Here is a 16,967-nt window from a genome sequence, read left to right on the forward strand (position 1 = left end):
TTTATTTTTTATTGATTAAAATCTAAATTGTAGGAACTAATAATTTAGCACATATTTGTAATATGCTTAAAATCAATGGATTACGGGAATATTCTCTGGTAACCTATTGAACCTGTTAAGCATAGAGATAAATAAAGCCTGCCTGATAAAAACAGCTCCGTGTGCTTGTGTAAAATAAAGGTTGTGATTGGTATTATCCAACACAGGACTAAGTTCCTCCAGCCTGGCCAACGGATGTAATACCACAGCATCCTTTTTCAATTCACTTTCAGCATTGAGTTTAAATCTGCTGTCAAGGGCTTTATAACTGTCTCCTAAAAATGCAATTGAATTCATGTAAATCACATCAAGATCTGACAGGACTTCATTGATATCATTGGTGATCACAAAGTCCAATTCCGAATCAGCGATATCTTGTGCTAGTTCTTCTCCCAGAGGATCAGCCAATTCTGAAATAATGGATACTTTCTTAATCACATCTTTGAAAAGTAAAGACATTTTCAAAAAACTTTTTACCGCTCTCATACTTCCAGGAGTCCCCAGAATACCCAGGTGAATTTTATCTTCATCTTTTACTTCACCTTTGAGTTCAGGTTTCCATTTTAGGATAGCAAACCAGTCGGCTAAAGCTTGTGTAGGATGTTCTCCAGAGCCATTACCCGCATTTATTAGGGGAATTCGTAGGTTTTGCATTATTTCCTCAATGGCATTGGTTTTGGTATGCCGGACAATCACCAAATCCCCATAAGCATTAAACATCTCACCGATATCAGAAAGCGATTCTCCTTTGGCCTGCCCGGTACTTTTTCCGTCAGCAATACTGATGATTTTACCATCCAGTCTCAATACTGCACTTTCAAAGGAAAGCCGGGTTCTTGTGCTGGCTTCAAAAAATGCAGTAATGGCAATTTTTCCATCCAGTGGATGACTTTCTGCAATTTCTGTGGCTTCCAGTAAAGCGGCAAACTTGCAAATTTCAAGTACCAGTTCCTTATCGAACTGATTGACAGAAATAATTGACTGACCAACCAATTTCTTAAGAATTTCCAGCTTTATCTTATCGTGATAATATAATTTTTCCGGGTCAGGATGTAACCCCTGAGAATTTAATGGGTCCTCTTGAATTTCATTAGCACTAGAACTGTTTAATTTTTCTACTACCATACCTTTTTGTTTTTATAATCTGAAATTAACATTATTAGCAAAGCAATAGTGGCCAGGGAAGTCATTACCAAGGCACCAACTATAAGAATAAATAAGAATGATTTTGAGAAAAAAATCATATTTAACTGCGTTGTGATTTATTTTAATATTTATATCAACTTATATTTTAAAAGCCATTTGAAGTTGAATGTTCAACTTCAGGGTGTGGTTGATTTTTCTGGAGCAGGTTCCAAAACCACATCCGATTCATCCAATTCTTTCCAGTTGAAATCGCCAGGTTTGATTACCGTAACCAATACCACTACAATCATGGAAACAGCTGCTCCTATTAAAGAAGCGGTGTACCAGCCCCATATAAAATAGGCCCCTAAACCAAGAACAGAACCTGAAATCATCCCAAGCATCGCACCGGAAGCATTTGCTTTTTTCCAAAATAGTCCTGTGGCAATCGGCCAGATAGTACTTCCAACAAGTGGTCCTGCAAAAAATAAAACAGTAGCAAGGGTGCCAATTCGGGGCAGGCAAACAACCCAGGCGAATACGCCAAGCCCAATAATAATTAGTTTGGAAATGAGCTGATGTTGTTTTTCCGAAGCTCCCGGATTAATCATTTTTTTGAAAATATCTTCAGAGATTAAATCAGATGTAGCGGCAAGTAAACTATCGATACTGGAGGCCAGAGAACAGAAGAAAACTGCGAAAACTACTATGGCACCTACTTTGCCCAAAACATGTGCTGCCACAAGAGGCCCCACCATATCCGGGCTGGTTATATTAATGCCCAATGCCCCTGTGGAAAGCGCGATAAATCCTGCTGCAATGGGTACGGGAAACCAAAACAAACCTGATAATAAATAGGCCTTCTGTCCAATTTTTTTTCGCATGGAAAATGCCCGGCTCCACCATACATTACTATGGAAAATTTCTCCAATTCCAAATAACAGGTTATTGAAAACAGCCATGATGGAAACAGGCAATAACATGTTGATAAGCATGGGTTTATCCTCCTTTACATTATTATATACCGTTTCGAAATCCACATAATTTAATACGCTAAACCCCACTACTACTAAACCAATGAGAATAATGATACTTTGGATAAAATCGGTTCCAATTACCGCATACATCCCACCTACCAGGGTGTATAATACGCACACAATTAGAATGGAGGTCATGCCAATGTGATAGGGGATATTAGCAAGTGCCTGCATCAGAATTCCACCGGCCATACCCATACTGATCAACCAGGTGATGCCATAAAAAATGGAGATGACAAGAAATACAATCCATGTAGGTTTTCCGTACCTCAAGCGAATAAAATCTCCACTGGTGAATCCATTGGGCATTAATTGTCGGATTCTATTGGCTAACGGAGCAAAAAGGAAAAGTCCGAAAGATGCGGTAGAATAGGCGATCATCCCCCAAACGCCAAGCTCCAGTGCAAATTGAGGAGCCAGCATGGTCGTATTTGAAGTAATCCAGGTGGCCATTGCTGTGGCTGTTCCCAATGCCAGGCCTACATTTCTGCCAGCTAACATAAATCCTTCAGCACTGGTCACTTTTTTACCCCAATAAATTCCAAGACCAATCCAAAATAAGCTTAAAGAAATTAAAAGAATAAAACCGGTCTGCTCACTTATGATAGCAGATTGAAAATTCATTTTTATTAAAAATTTAGTATTATGAAAAATTTGTAGTGCGAACCCCGACAACTATTACAGCAACGGTGAGTAAAAAAACCAAAGCCCCCATGGCACAGAGTGTGAGGGCAAATTCCAATGAAAAATGTTCTACCCGAGCCTGAAGGTGGGAAGACCATTGACTTTCTTTTTGATTGTGCTGTTCAATTATTTTTACCCGGTAATAGAAGGTTCCATCGGGTAATCCTGAAATATAGGTGGCTAAATCAGGACCTTTATAAATGTTTTTTATCTGGCTAAAGTTTTTATCAGAGGATTGTTCCAGCAGAAAGGTATAGCCTTCAGGCAATTCAAATCCTTGAGCCATTCTCCATTCCAATTTAAAAAAGCCTGAATTCGATGTGAGTTCTGTCTGTTGCACGAATTCAGGAGGTTGCAGTTCCATAGTTGAATGAGCAATCACAAAAGGTGATGAAAAATAAATAGCAAGAAAAAAGAAACCAGCATAAATTAGTTTAGAGGCTTCTCGGGCAGGGTTGAGTAGAAAAAGTGGATTAGGGCTACTCAAAAAATTAAAAAAATGGGCGATTTGTTCCTTTAAGCAAAAGATGATGCAAAGGTAAAAAGGCTAAAATATTTAATCAAATTAAATTCAAATTTTAAGAATAATCTAAAATAACAGTGAAATAGGACGGATTTTAATCCCGGTTTCTAAAGGATTTACTTAGTTTCAGGTAATTTTTATGTTTATATTAATTTTCTTTTTGCTGGGAAAAAATGGAAATGTCATAAATGTTTCTGGTTTTAATGATTTATTCAAACAGCTCAGAAAACTATGCAAAATTGCCTGGTGGTAGTTTTTATTACCCAAAACCCAACTTAATCCAGGATTGAATAAAATTCAATATTGATGGGGAAAAACAAAAATATTTCAGAAATCATCCTTACCTTTAATTGCCTTAAAATGACAAAAAATGAAAAATTATTCACTTCTTCTCCTTATTTTATTTATCTCTGGTTTTTCCAATCCACACTTTCAGCTTGAAAGGGCAGGGAAGATTATTTCTCCCACTACCCCCGAATCTTTAGGGATTTCTTCACAGGCAATTCTCAACTTTGTGGAGGCTGCAGAAAAAATGCGACCTAATGATTTACACAGTTTTATGATTCTAAGACATGGACAAGAAGCTGCTGCAGGATGGTGGTCTCCTTATGATGCTGAAAGCCCACATATGCTATATTCACTTAGCAAAAGTTTTACTTCTACCGCAATTGGCCTTGCACAAAATGAAGGTTTACTTTCCATAGATGATCCGGTTATCGGTTTTTTTCCGGATGAAACTCCTGAAAATCCCTCTGAAAACCTGAAAGCCATGCGTATCCGGGATTTGTTGAAGATGAATTCAGGGCATAATGAAGATGCTACTCAGAGAATGGTTGGAAATGCTGAAAGTTGGGTAAAAGGATTTTTGGCGTTGGAAGTCGAACATAAACCAGGTACTCATTTTGTTTATAATACGGCTGCGACTTTTATGCTTTCTGCCATTATTCAAAAAGTTTCTGGTAAAACTCTGGAAGAATACCTTACTCCAAGAATTTTTGAACCGCTTGACATTACCACTCATAAATGGGATCAAAACATGAACGGAATTAATGTAGGAGGATGGGGCTTGAATATTCGCACAAAAGATATTGCCAATTTCGGACAGCTTTATTTGCAAAAGGGAAAATGGAAAGGCAAGCAGTTAATTCCTGAAAATTGGGTGGTAGAAGCCACTTCTTACCAAACCTCAAATGGCAGCAATCCGGAAAGTGATTGGGAACAGGGTTATGGATATCAGTTTTGGCAATGCAGACATGGATTATACAGAGGAGATGGGGCATTTGGCCAGTTTTGTATTGTATTGCCGGAGCAGGATGCTGTGATTGCCATTACTTCAGGAAGCAAGGATATGCAGGCAATTATGAATCTGGTCTGGGATCATCTGCTGCCGGCATTTAAGGATGAACCTTTAGAAGAAAATTTACAAGCTCAACGTGCACTTTCAGAGAAATTATCTAATTTAAAATTAAGTCCTGTGCAGGGTGAAAATACTGCCAAATTAGCCAGAAAAATTTCAGGTAAAGCATATATGCTTGAAGAAAATGAATGGGATATAGAAGAGATGCTCTTTAATTTAAAGGGTAAGGAAAATACGTTAATTTTAAAAGGTAAAAACGGGGAATTTTCTTTACCAATTGGAATTGGGGAATTTAAAGAAAGCAAGTTTAATTTTCCTCAAATTGGGCAACAGTCGGTTGCTATCTCAGGAGCATGGACTGAAGAAGATACCTTTAAATTGCTTATGTATCTGGATGAGACACCATATGCTTATACCTGTAGCATTTCTTTTGAAGGAAATAATATGACAATGGAACGGGAATTAAATGTGAATTTTGGAAATACCAAACGACCGGCTATTCAAGGTAAAATTGCAGAAAAGGGGAAATAGCCCATTCACGATTACCTCTTTAACTTTTGGAAATGCTGAATGGTGAAAAGATAACCAAATGAGAAAGTAAGCGTTCGGGTTTGAAATTTAATTGAATGAGTTTCGAAGGGTTCGAGAATTTGTTCAAATTCTCCGGATTCACTGGAAAATGTAACTTCCTGGGGAATTACGGATTGTTGCCAACGACCTTCCAGGAATAAAATTCCTCCATCATTTATTTTATACCTGAACCCTGCACCTGCCATATAATTTATATTAAACAGGGTTTTGTGTTCAGCATCTCGTGATTCGGCCAGAATGAATGGGTTTTCATAAGGGTAGGTAGCATTGAGTTCCCCATTGTTATTGTTTTCATCATAAGAAATTTCCCAAAGATAAATCTCCCCCTTTCCAAAAGAATTTTCTATTAAATAATTAATGGCTAAACCTCCTGAAATAAAAATTTGCAAACGCTTGTTTGAAATAAAATTCCATTGCAATCCTGAAGCAAGTTCCAGAAAGGAAGGGTAAGTATCTCCCGCTAAATGGTAAATGGCTTGAGGATAATCTTTTGCATCAACATTATACAAATCGGCTAATGCAGGGTCTATGTTGGTCTGTCCTACGTAAGTTCCGGGAATTTTATATTTCCCGGTTTTACCATTTATGGTTTGATGCCTCTCTGCATAGATCAAATTCTTAAAAAAAATGAATTTGTGGTTGATGTATTGGTTATGCACAAAAGCTATACTAAATCCTTTATTATTTCTAGAGGCCGGTGTTTTGGCAATGTGGAGGTTTTGTCCGACCATCAATCCGATTTCCCTTGGCTTTGATCTGAACTTTTGGTAAAAGTAACGGAATTTCTCATCCTCATTTTTTGGGTCAATTCCAGGATTTTCCCGCAATAATTTTTGCATGGAAAGAAAAGCCATGCTATCCTGTAGGGTTTGTACATAACTATTAAAGAGCAGGTAATAGGCATCATCTTTCAAATAGTTTGGTAGATGAGGCACACTTTTTTCCAATTCAATTACCTTATAAACTTTTCCATTTTGGTAATCAAATTGAGCCTGCTCGTAAGTATGTATATAATCCTGTTGTTGTTGGGCTAATACATTAATTCCCGAAATCAAAATTGAGGTGGCAACCACCAATAAGGTCCTTTTCAAATTTACTTTATTCACAAATTTTGATTGATTCATAGTCTAAAATCTTTAATCCAAATTTTTCCCATTCATCCTCAGTGAAAGCTTTTCTATCCAGCTGTTCGCATAGATTTTCCGCCATCATGTCCATATCCACAGGATATGCCCTTATTTTAGATTCACTGCTTACTAAAAGGTATTTGCTATCCGGGTTGAAAGCAATGGCATGAGCAAAGTTGAAATCGTCATGCATTTCTCTTGGTTTATTATCAAGAGAGGCCAGGTGGCGCAGAAGGACTTTTCCATCCAGACTTACAGAAGCTAAAAACTGTCCATCTCCCGAAAAAGTAATATCTTTTACAACTCCCTGATGTCCATACAGATAGCTGACATAATTTTTGGACTTTTTAAGATCTAGTAAAACAATTTTTCCACTTGCAAAACCAGCGGCAATTAAGGTCCCTTTTGGATTAACTGTGAGGCTTGTTCCAATATCGGCTACCAAATCGGAATAGAGTAATTGCGGTTTTTTGTTTCCGTTTGAAGGTTTGGCATACAATTTCCCTTTTACATCAAGGAAAATCACATCTCCATTGGGTAAGGTTCCGATAGCCTGAATGCCTTCTTGGTGGGCATAATGTAATTTTTTAGACTTGCTGTTAACCTCCCATTCGTATATTTTTCCACCAAGTGATGCGGAATAAAGCTTTTCGTTATTAAAAGAAAATGCGATACTGCTAATTTTTGCAGAATGGGCTTCCAACTTTGTTTCTTGTTTGGAAGAGACATGATATAAGTAAACATTGTTGCCGTCCTCATTGGCGAATGCTGCCCATTCCTTATTGGCAGAAACATTTAGTGCTTCATTAAAAAACTTTTGTGTCACCCGAATGTTTTGAGCTTTTCCTTTAAATAAAACCGGTCGGGTGTAAATGGTTTTTTCGTTTTTCCCCAGCACATTCTGGGTGGTATCCCATCCCCAAATGCCCATACTGCCATTATATCCAGTGATAAAGCATTGATTACCAAGTGTTTTTAACCCTGATATTGTAGTACGGTCATCAAAAACCGGGAATGAATTATATTCTAATTTGTTGACGGCTTTTGTGGCTTCGTAAAGAGCATTGTAGATATCAGGGTCAAACTGAGGCCCCTGGTAATCCTGATGAATTTTTCTGGCATGAAGGGCTATTAAACTTTTAGTAGTAGGATCATCTACCGACAAACTTTTCTCTGCCATATAGGTAACAAGTGAAAGTGCTTCCGAAACTTTTTTTAGTCGTTCGGAATAGTCCTTAGCCTCTTTGGCATTTTTTTCAGCCAATTTTCGCTGTTCATTTGCTTCTTTGCTTTTTAAATTGGCCCTGTCTTTTTGCTGTTCTGCTTCCTGTCTTTTATTTTCAGCTACCAACCTCAGGGAATCTGATTGCTCTTTTTGGTATTCTGCAATCATAAATTGTTGAAGAGCCAGGTCCAAAGCAGAATCCACTTTTACTTTTTGTCTTTCAGTTTCCCGTCTTTGCCTGTCTGCTTCCAATCTTTGTTTTTCTGCTTCCGCTCTTTGTTTCTCTGCTTCTTCTTTTTGTATTCTTGCTTCAATAGCTGCTTTCTCTGCTATTTCGGCTTCTCTGGCTGCCTCTTTACTTTTAAAATAGGCTAAAATACTTAGGCCTACTGTAGCCAGAAAAAGAAACAGGAGCAAATAAATCATCCTCCTTTGTTTTCGGGAGGCTTTTTCTTTTTCAAGCCGTTTAATCTCCTCCTCTCTTTTCTCCTGGAGAATTTTCTCCATTTCCTTTTTCCGCTCTTCTTCTTTCTTCAACAGCAGTAACCGGGCATCTTCACTGGCATGGATATAATGCTGATGTAAACTAGTGGGAAGGGGTTGCTTTTGTTCTTCCAGTGCGGACTCCAGCCATGACCGTGCAACTTCTAATTCTTTCCCTCTTAAAAGTAAATCATCACTTTTATCCCGATCCATCCACTCAACTGACCTCCTTTGCCATTTGGTATGACTCTGAACATATTCTCTGTCTGTATCCAGGGTAAATACCAGTTTACCAAAAGTGGCGTCAAAATCCTTTCCTTCAAAATCAATCCACTGAACCTTTTTCAGTGCCTCAGGAATGGCTGATTCGTTGGTTTTCCTATAGATAATGGGAATGAATCTCTTGTTAAGTTCTGAAGCAAAAATTACTTCCTTTTCACAATATTCAGAATCGATAGAATCGGGTGAAATTATAAACAGGAAGTTGTCCGAGCTTTCTATTCCTTTTAGAATTTCTTTAGCAAAGTCAGAGCCTTCAGCTATGCTCTCCTGATCGAACCAGGTAGTTTTGCCATAAACCTGAAGCTTATTATTTAACTTTCGGGCAAAATCAGCATCTTTCCTGGAATACGAAATGAAAACCTCTGTTTTAAGTTGTCCAATTTTGGCCTTACTGGCAGTAATAAAATCCTGATGTAATTGTACAGGAAGATTTTCCCGCCTTTTTAATCCGGCCTTCAGCCATCCTTCTGCTTCCTCCAGATTAAAACCTCTTAATAATATACTGTCACTTCTGTCAAGACTTTCCCACCGAAGGGCCTGAACCAAAAACTGTTTGTGCTTATGAATATAGTTTTCATCCTCCCGAAGTTGGATAATCAACTCATCTATATCCTTTTCATAATCAGATTTGTCTTTTTTTGACTTTAATTCCCGATTTTCATTATTATCCGTAAAATCTACATGCTGTATATGCCGGATACTTTGAGGGATATCTTCCTCCTCAACCTTATCTACCATTAATGGAATAATCCGCTTATTTAATGAAAGCGCATGTTTTAATTCCTTTAGACAAAATTCAGATTTTACTGATTTAGGGGATAGTAAAAATATAAGATTATTAGCCTGCTCAATCCCCTCAAAAATGGCTTCTTGATAAGAGTCTCCAACTTTTATATCCGACTGATCTACCCATGTGGTAAATCCATGTCTCATGAGGGAATGATTGATTTTCTTACGGTATTTCTGATCCTTATTGTCATACGCAATAAACACATCCGTCATCATGTTTTCCCCGTTTTTTCGGGTTTCGGAAATGTATTCGCAATGTAAGGGAGAAGGCTGGCAGGGTACATCTTCCCTTAATGTGGAAAGTAACCATTTTTCAACTTTTTCCCTTTCTTTCCCCACTGGCAGGTATTGCGGACTCCTTTGGTGCTTTTCCCATGACAATGCCTGATTGAGCAACCGGGTATGTTCCTTAATGAAGGACTTTCCCCTTTCCATAAGCCCGCAAAGCTGCTCAGTTCCTTGTCCAAAATCATCAATAGCCTTCCAGTCTTCCAGATGAATGGAATGATTCTCCTCCTCCCGCATATAAAGCCAGTTTAGCTCTGCAATTTTAGGGTGAAGCGCCTCAAGATTTCGCTCCACATGTAAAATTGGAATGATCCGCTTACTGTAATGCAGGGCTAATTCAATTTCTTTTCGGCAGTATTGAGATTTATTGGAATGGGGAGCAATAATATAGATAAAGTTATGGGATTGCGCGATACCTTCATCAATTCTTTTTTGAAAATCAACCCCAAGTTCTATATCGTCCTGATCTAACCAGACCCGGTAATTTTTCTTTTCCAGCTCTTTTTTCAGGCGAATGGCCATTGCCTTACTCTCATTTCTACCGTAGGAGATAAAGGCATCATAAATGTCAATTGCCAGGGTGGTATTCATTTATTGATGATTGTGTTATTTGATTTTATTTGTTACGCTTCCCTTACTTTTAATTATTACCTAATAGTAACATTCTATTCACAAATCTATTGTTAGCTAAAATCATAAGAACAGCCTGAAATGTATTTGCACTCCAACTCTTTTTGGTAGATTTGCACTCCTAAAAAAAATGAACTATGATTTCAGTTGATAATTTGGCCGTAGAATTTAGCGGTTCCACCCTGTTTAGTGAAGTATCATTCGTGATTAATCCTACCGATAAGATTGCCTTGATGGGCAAAAATGGAGCGGGAAAATCTACTATGATGAAGATTGTGGCTGGTGTTCAGAAAGCTACACGAGGACATGTGAGGGCTCCTAAAGATGCCGTAATTGCCTATCTGCCACAGCATTTATTTACTGAAGATAATTGCACCGTATTTGAAGAAGCAGCCAAAGCCTTTAAACATGTATTTGAAATGCGTGACCAAATGGCTGAACTCAACCATGCCCTGGAAACTCGCACTGATTATGAAAGTGAGGAGTATATGGGTATTATTCAAAAAGTTACCGAACTGGGGGAAAAATACTACTTGTTAGAAGATGTAAACTACGATGCAGAGGTTGAAAAAGCTTTAAAAGGACTGGGATTTAAGCAGGAGGACTTTACCAGACAAACTAAAGAATTTAGTGGGGGCTGGAGAATGCGGATTGAACTTGCTAAAATTTTATTACAAAAACCAGATCTGATTTTACTGGACGAACCGACTAACCATATCGATATAGAATCCGTGATATGGCTGGAGGATTTTCTGGTGAATAAAGCAAATGCCGTAATGGTTATTTCTCACGACCGGGCTTTTATTGATAATATTACCAACCGAACCATTGAAGTGACAATGGGTAGAATTTATGACTACAAAGCCAATTATTCCCATTACCTGCAACTTAGAGAAGAGCGAAGAGCACATCAGATAAAAGCGTATAAAGAGCAACAAAAGTTTATTGCTGATAATATGGCTTTTATTGAGCGATTTAAAGGGACATATTCCAAAACCAACCAGGTAAATTCAAGGGAAAGAATGCTCGAAAAACTCGAGATAATTGAAATTGACGAGGTGGATAATTCTGCCCTGAAATTGCGTTTTCCCCCTTCTCCAAGATCAGGGGATCATCCTGTAACTGTGAAAGATGTGTCCAAATCCTATGGAGAAAAAGTGGTATTTAAGAATGCCAACTTGTCTATATTCAGAGGGGAAAAAGTTTCATTTGTAGGACGAAACGGAGAGGGAAAGTCCACCATGGTGAAAGCCATAATGGGAGAAATCGAAGTGGAGGGGCAATGCCAATTGGGACACAATGTGAAGGTGGGTTATTTTGCTCAAAATCAGGCCTCTTTATTGGATCTGGAATTAACCATATTTCAAACAGTGGACGAAATAGCTCAGGGGGAAATTCGTAATCAGATCCGGAATATACTTGGCAGTTTTATGTTTAGTGGGGATGATATTGAGAAAAAAGTCAGTGTATTATCAGGAGGGGAAAAAACCAGACTGGCCATGGTGAAATTATTGTTAGAGCCCGTAAATCTGCTCATTCTCGATGAACCTACCAACCACCTTGACCTAAAATCGAAAGATGTGCTGAAAGAAGCTTTATCCAATTATGACGGAACTTTAATTCTGGTATCTCATGACAGGGATTTTCTTCAGGGACTTTCTCAAAAAGTATTTGAATTTAAAGACCAGCGGGTAATTGAACATTTTGAGACGATTGATGCATTTTTAGAACGCAACAGGATTAAAAATATAGCAGAAATTAATTTGATGAAGTAGGTTAAAATCCCTGTGGTTTTCATTTTTCCAATTTCGGACCTTTGTTCATTTCAAAACGATGAAATTTATTTTTATCTTAGGGAAGGGGTGAATTTCAATTTTTTGCAAAGTGTTATTTTGTCTCTTACGGACTTTATACCTGATGCAAAAAATGTTTTCAAGAGTGATTAAAATTATTCGGAATTTAAAAAAGGGAAAAAATGAAATTAGGTGCATTTTCAATTAGTTTAGCTGTAAAAGATTTAAAAAAATCACAGGAATTTTATGAATCACTGGGTTTTAAGGTTTTCGGAGGAGACCTTGAAATGAATTATCTGATCATGAAAAATGAGGACACATTAATAGGCCTTTTCCAGGGTATGTTTGATCAAAACATCCTAACCTTTAATCCTGGATGGAACCAGAATGCAGAAGCACTCAAAACCTATGATGATGTACGGACCATTCAAAAGGAATTAAAAGCAAAGAATATAGAATTGAGCAAGGAAGTTGATGAAAAAACATCAGGCCCTGCCAATATTATCCTGGTTGATCCGGATGGAAATCAAATTTTGATTGATCAACATATATAGTACGGTCCCTCAGGAGTTAACAAACCTAATTGGTTTAGTATTTATTAAAATCCATTTTTGATCCTGAAATAAGTCTGGAATTGACATTCAGATAGGGTATTTTTTTTATTCTCAATCATCTGCCTAATTTTTCTAATCGATAGCTTAGTTTTGCATTTCTCTGTATAAGAAGTTAATGATTAGAAAATATTTATATATTTTTTTCCTGTGTATCCTGAATTTTCCTTTCCTTGTTTTGGGGCAAAACCACAACCAATTTGCCAAATTAACTACCGAGGATGGCTTATCTTCTGTGTCTGTATTCTCCATTTCACAGGACTACCAGGGTTTTATGTGGTTCGGCACCAGGGATGGACTGAATAAATATGATGGCAATTCATTCACCATTTACCGAAATGATCCATCCGATAAGTTTAGTATTTCCGGTAATTACATTAGGACAACATTAGAAGATTCAAATCGGAATTTCTGGGTGGGTACTTCAAATGGTTTGTGCCTGTATGATAGAGAAAAGGATGCTTTTATCCGTGTGAAACGAGATAGTTTAAATTTACAGAATCAGAATGAATTGGGAATTTTGAGTCTGGCGGAGGATAATCAGGGGAATCTGTGGGTGGGATCCGGGGTTGGTTTATATCAGATTCCCAGAGATAATTTCAGGAAATTGATCCACTTTAATGAATTGGTTAGAAATGGTGAAAAAAAACCAGAAAACATTGCCATTAACCATATCTTCACTGAAAAAAATGGCTTCATTTGGATTGGGTCTTCCCAAGGACTTTATCGAATTAATTTGGATGCTTTCGGTAAATATAAAGTCAGGAAATATCCAATTTCCCAGGAACCAGGGAATGAAAAACCTGATCATCTCAATCAGATTTCTTCCATAGTTCGCGATGCAAAAGGAAGACTGATTGTGACAACCCGGGGGGGATACGGTGTAAATGTGTTAAATGAAAAAACAGGTATTTTTAGGCATTATATTAACCATCCGAATGATTTACAAATAAAAAATACAGATTTCAGAACCGTATTTTTGGATAAAGATGGAGTTTTATGGCTGGGAAGTTTTAAAGGACTAAGTTACTATGATGAGGCATCTGCCAAACTGGTGACCTTCAACCATCATCCCGATTTGCCCCATTCCCTTGGGGACAATTCGGTTCGTCCGATTTATCAGGATAATAAAGGATCCATCTGGATAGGAACTTACTTTGGAGGAATTAGTTTGCTGGACCAACACCAGTTTCGGTTTAAAAATTACCAGCCTCCAGCATATAGTAATTCAATCAGTTACAGCGCAGTCAGTGGAATGGAGGAGGATAATAAAGGAAATATCTGGATTGGAACTGAAGGTGGAGGGCTCAATTATTTTAATCCTGATGCCGAAACCTTCAAATTATTTTCTAAAGCAAAAAATAACCTGAATCATGACAATATCAAGGATTTATGTTATGACAGCAGGGGGAATTTATGGGTGGGAATGTATAATGGTGGCATAAATTTGCGGAGAAAAGGCAGTGAAAATTTTGAAAATTTTATATTGGACTCTTCCGCTAATATCGCTGAAAAAAGGGATGTTTATACTATAGAAGAAGATTTGGAAGGAAAGATATGGTTTGGCACCATGTCTGGGGAATTGTTCAGTTATGATTACCAGGAAAATCAGTTGGTAAAGCATCCTAAAAACTTTCCTCCTATCCGAAAAATTATTTCGGATAAAAAAGGGAACATCTGGGTTGGGAGTAAAAATAATCTGTGGTTTAAAAGCATAAACTCCAATCAATGGGATTTAATCTTAGGAAAAGCAAATGATTTAAATTTTGAAATCTATAGCCTGTTAGAGGATACGGAGGATAATATCTGGATTGGTACTTTTGGCGGTGGGATGATAAGGTATAATCCCGGGACAAAATCCTGTAAGCATTTTACCACTAAAGAAGGATTATTGGGAAATAGTGTTTTTGGTATTTTGGAAGACGATAGCCGCAATTTATGGATCAGTACAGATAAAGGGATATCCAAGTTTTCTAATAAAGATTCTCTATTTCATCATTTTGATAACCGGGATGGCTTACCCAAAGACTTTTTTAATTACAATGCCTATTTGAAATCGGGTAAAGGGGAAATGTATTTTGGAAGCGTGAATGGTTTTACGAGATTTTTCCCCGATAGCATTCAGTTGAATGATTTTGTATCACCAATAATAATTACAGGATTGCGATTATTTAACCAGCCTGTAAAAATTGGAGGAGAAGATGGGATATTGAATCAAAATATCAGCCTTTCCCGGGAATTGGTATTCAATTACCAACAAAACATTTTCACTCTTGAATTTGCTAATCTGAATTTTATTCTTCCACAGAAAAATACATATGCTTACAAGTTGAAAGGCCTTGAATCTGAGTGGAACTATGTTTCTACGCCATTTGCTACTTATACAAACCTGAGTCCGGGAACTTATACTTTTATGGTAAAAGGTGCCAATAATGATGGTATCTGGAACGAAAAGCCAACTGAATTAAGGATAAAAATTTTACCGCCACCCTGGAAAACCTGGTGGGCTTTTTCCATTTATATTATATTGATGACTTTTGGGCTTTACATGCTGGTCAGGTTTACCAAAATTAAGGCCCGTTTACAACATCAACTTGAATTGGAATCAATAAACCAGGCCAGGCAGGAAGAAATCCATCAGGAAAAGCTCCGGTTCTTCACCAATATTTCTCATGAATTTCGTACCCCTTTAACGCTAATTTCGGGTCCCTTGGAAAACCTTTTCCGGCAGAAAACCGGAGATAAAGGTATTCAGAAAGATTTGCTGTTAATTAAAAAAAATACAGACAGGCTGCTTAGAATGGTGAATCAGCTTTTGGAATTCAGGAGATATGAAACAGGCAATATGAACCTGAAAGTTGCGGAAGGAAACCTGGTGAAATTTACAAAAGAAATTGTATTGGCCTTCGGACAATTGGCAGAAGAAAAGGAAATTGAACTGAGTTTTATTCCAGCCCAGCCGGAAATTAAGGTTTATTTTGATCGAGACCAGATGGAGAAAGTCTGGTTTAACCTCTTATCCAATGCCATTAAATTTACCCCTGAAGGTGGAAAAATTCAGGTAGTTTTAAAAATGAACGATGGTTATGCTGATTTGCCAAAAGGTGGAATCATAGCGATGGTTGAAAATACAGGAGTGCCCATTCCATCAGGAGACCTGCGCAGAATATTTGAAAGATTTTACCAGTCGGATAAACAGCATACCGGAAAGGGGGGAAGTGGAATTGGTCTGGCGCTTTCAAAAAGTATTGTGCAGGGGCATGGGGGAGAAATTCTGGCGGAGAGTTTTGCCGAATCTGGTGAAATGGGAAAAAACCGATTTATTTTTCAATTACCCCTCGGTAGGGAGCATTTTACAGCCACACAAATAATAAGTAATTTTAAAGACAGTGAGTCCAATGTACATTATGCTTTTGGTAAAGTACCTCTAAATGGTGAAATTTCACCCGCTAAGCCGCAAGAACCTGCTGGTTTCAAAAAAGAAGCTCCTTTGGTTTTAGTGGTGGAAGACAATACAGATGTCCGGGATTTTATCAAATCAATTCTTGCCAATGACTATCAGATTATAGAGGCAGATTCTGGTGTTACGGGTCTGAAAAAGGCAAAATCCAGTATCCCTGATTTGATTGTGAGTGATGTGATGATGCCTGAAATGGATGGGATAGAATTTTGTAAACAAATTAAAAATGATATTTCCACTTGCCATATCCCTGTAATTCTGCTTACTGCCAGAACTTCTTTAATTTATAAAGTACAGGGTTTTGAAAATGGAGCGGATGATTATGTGACCAAACCTTTCAGCATGGAATTGCTGTCTACCCGGGTAGCAAATTTAATTGCTTCCAGAAAGATGCTTAGACAAAAGTTTAGCCGTGAGGTGGTTTTGCAGCCAACCAACATTGCCATTACACCACCCGATGAAGTTTTTCTGGAAAAAGCTTTAAAAATAATTGAAGAAAATATGGCAAATGAAAACTTCAATGTGGCAGAATTTAGTAAGGAAATGGGAATGAGTCGTCCTGTGTTGTATAGAAAAATTAAGGCCCTTACCGATTTATCAATTATTGATTTTATCAAATCAGTGCGGTTGAAAAAAGCAGCTCTTTTATTGGGGCAAAAAGAGCTAAGCATTACAGATATTGCTATAAAAACAGGATTCTCTGATGCCCGGTATTTCCGAAAATGCTTTAAAGCAGAATTTGGAGTTTCTCCTTCCAGTTTTAGAGAAACCGATACCATGAACATAAAATAGAACGATAATTACCCACGATTTGAACAAAAATTATCCCCTAGAACATTTTTTACCCCTTCTAAAAGCAATCTTACCCCCCTCTGCTTTAGGCTATTTTCCAAGTTTTGTTAGGCTTTAGCTAAAGTGATTCA

9 protein-coding genes are annotated in these 16,967 nt (G+C 37.6%); 4 read left to right on the top strand and 5 right to left on the bottom strand.

The window, feature by feature from the left end; all coding sequences use genetic code 11:
* Positions 1 to 72 precede the first annotated feature (72 nt).
* The 3 genes from A3EM_RS0136170 to A3EM_RS44750 all read right to left on the bottom strand — a co-directional run bounded on the left by A3EM_RS0136170 (position 73) and on the right by A3EM_RS44750 (position 3,249).
* Positions 73 to 1,164: an aspartate/ornithine carbamoyltransferase family protein gene (locus A3EM_RS0136170; RefSeq protein WP_020533133.1), complete on the bottom strand. Its 1,092-nt coding sequence runs from the start codon at positions 1,162 to 1,164 to the stop codon at positions 73 to 75.
* 197 nt (positions 1,165 to 1,361) lie between these two features.
* Positions 1,362 to 2,825 (bottom strand): sodium:solute symporter family protein, encoded by a 1,464-nt coding sequence (locus A3EM_RS0136180; RefSeq protein ID WP_020533135.1) that lies wholly within the window; start codon positions 2,823 to 2,825, stop codon positions 1,362 to 1,364.
* A gap of 19 nt (positions 2,826 to 2,844) precedes the next feature.
* The gene (locus A3EM_RS44750) at positions 2,845 to 3,249 is read right to left on the bottom strand and encodes a hypothetical protein (protein WP_157638253.1); all 405 of its coding nucleotides are present in this window, start codon (positions 3,247 to 3,249) and stop codon (positions 2,845 to 2,847) included.
* 529 nt (positions 3,250 to 3,778) lie between these two features.
* On the opposite strand from A3EM_RS44750, the gene A3EM_RS0136195 reads away from it, so the two are divergent.
* The gene (locus A3EM_RS0136195; protein WP_020533138.1) at positions 3,779 to 5,296 is read left to right on the top strand and encodes a serine hydrolase domain-containing protein; all 1,518 of its coding nucleotides are present in this window, start codon (positions 3,779 to 3,781) and stop codon (positions 5,294 to 5,296) included.
* A gap of 11 nt (positions 5,297 to 5,307) precedes the next feature.
* Here A3EM_RS0136195 and A3EM_RS0136200 read toward each other — a convergent pair whose 3' ends face one another.
* Together A3EM_RS0136200 and A3EM_RS46675 are read right to left on the bottom strand one after the other, a co-directional pair.
* On the bottom strand, positions 5,308 to 6,480 hold the full coding sequence (locus A3EM_RS0136200; protein ID WP_020533139.1) for a hypothetical protein: 1,173 nt from the start codon (positions 6,478 to 6,480) through the stop codon (positions 5,308 to 5,310).
* Complete coding sequence (locus A3EM_RS46675; protein ID WP_020533140.1) at positions 6,455 to 10,141, bottom strand: TIR domain-containing protein; 3,687 nt, start codon at positions 10,139 to 10,141, stop codon at positions 6,455 to 6,457. The genes A3EM_RS0136200 and A3EM_RS46675 overlap by 26 nt, the downstream gene beginning before the upstream one ends.
* A 176-nt stretch (positions 10,142 to 10,317) precedes the next feature.
* Between A3EM_RS46675 and A3EM_RS0136210 the strand changes: the two genes are divergently transcribed.
* The 3 genes from A3EM_RS0136210 to A3EM_RS0136225 all read left to right on the top strand — a co-directional run bounded on the left by A3EM_RS0136210 (position 10,318) and on the right by A3EM_RS0136225 (position 16,836).
* Complete coding sequence (locus tag A3EM_RS0136210; protein WP_020533141.1) at positions 10,318 to 11,955, top strand: ABC-F family ATP-binding cassette domain-containing protein; 1,638 nt, start codon at positions 10,318 to 10,320, stop codon at positions 11,953 to 11,955.
* Positions 11,956 to 12,155: 200 nt separating this feature from the next.
* Positions 12,156 to 12,527 carry a VOC family protein gene (locus A3EM_RS0136220; protein WP_020533143.1) on the top strand — a complete coding sequence of 124 codons (372 nt, stop codon included), beginning with the start codon at positions 12,156 to 12,158 and terminating at the stop codon, positions 12,525 to 12,527.
* Positions 12,528 to 12,702: 175 nt separating this feature from the next.
* On the top strand, positions 12,703 to 16,836 hold the full coding sequence (locus A3EM_RS0136225) for a hybrid sensor histidine kinase/response regulator transcription factor (protein WP_020533144.1): 4,134 nt from the start codon (positions 12,703 to 12,705) through the stop codon (positions 16,834 to 16,836).
* Positions 16,837 to 16,967: the final 131 nt, after the last annotated feature.

The organism is Flexithrix dorotheae DSM 6795 (assembly GCF_000379765.1).
GTDB lineage: Bacteria > Bacteroidota > Bacteroidia > Cytophagales > Flammeovirgaceae > Flexithrix > Flexithrix dorotheae.

Bases quoted from the DNA above. Each gene is read 5' to 3' on its own strand.
- A3EM_RS0136170 (WP_020533133.1), bottom strand. From the start codon at position 1,164: ATGGTAGTAGAAAAATTAAACAGTTCTAGTGCTAATGAAATTCAAGAG.
- A3EM_RS0136180 (WP_020533135.1), bottom strand. From the start codon at position 2,825: ATGAATTTTCAATCTGCTATCATAAGTGAGCAGACCGGTTTTATTCTT.
- A3EM_RS44750 (WP_157638253.1), bottom strand. From the start codon at position 3,249: ATGGAACTGCAACCTCCTGAATTCGTGCAACAGACAGAACTCACATCG.
- A3EM_RS0136195 (WP_020533138.1), top strand. From the start codon at position 3,779: ATGAAAAATTATTCACTTCTTCTCCTTATTTTATTTATCTCTGGTTTT.
- A3EM_RS0136200 (WP_020533139.1), bottom strand. From the start codon at position 6,480: ATGAATCAATCAAAATTTGTGAATAAAGTAAATTTGAAAAGGACCTTA.
- A3EM_RS46675 (WP_020533140.1), bottom strand. From the start codon at position 10,141: ATGAATACCACCCTGGCAATTGACATTTATGATGCCTTTATCTCCTAC.
- A3EM_RS0136210 (WP_020533141.1), top strand. From the start codon at position 10,318: ATGATTTCAGTTGATAATTTGGCCGTAGAATTTAGCGGTTCCACCCTG.
- A3EM_RS0136220 (WP_020533143.1), top strand. From the start codon at position 12,156: ATGAAATTAGGTGCATTTTCAATTAGTTTAGCTGTAAAAGATTTAAAA.
- A3EM_RS0136225 (WP_020533144.1), top strand. From the start codon at position 12,703: ATGATTAGAAAATATTTATATATTTTTTTCCTGTGTATCCTGAATTTT.